At 52.1% G+C, this 242-nt stretch carries 1 rRNA gene; it reads left to right on the top strand.

The features are described from left to right. Positions 1-242 (top strand): 23S ribosomal RNA (locus TR08_RS30105); the annotation flags it as partial.

The raw sequence follows: 242 nt of genomic DNA on the forward strand, positions 1-242 counted from the left end.
CCTAAGCCGAGGCCGAAAGGCGTAGGCGATGGACAACAGGTTGATATTCCTGTACCACCTCTTTATCGTTTGAGTGATGGGGGGACGCAGGAGGATAGGGTAAGCGCGCTGTTGGATATGCGCGTCCAAGCAGTTAGGCTGGTAAGTAGGAAAATCCGCTTACCGTAAAGGCTGAGCTGTGATGGCGAGGGAAATATAGTACCGAAGTTCCTGATTCCACACTGCCAAGAAAAGCCTCTAGC

Source organism: Neobacillus niacini, from assembly GCF_000759675.1.
Lineage (GTDB): Bacteria > Bacillota > Bacilli > Bacillales > Cytobacillaceae > Neobacillus > Neobacillus niacini_A.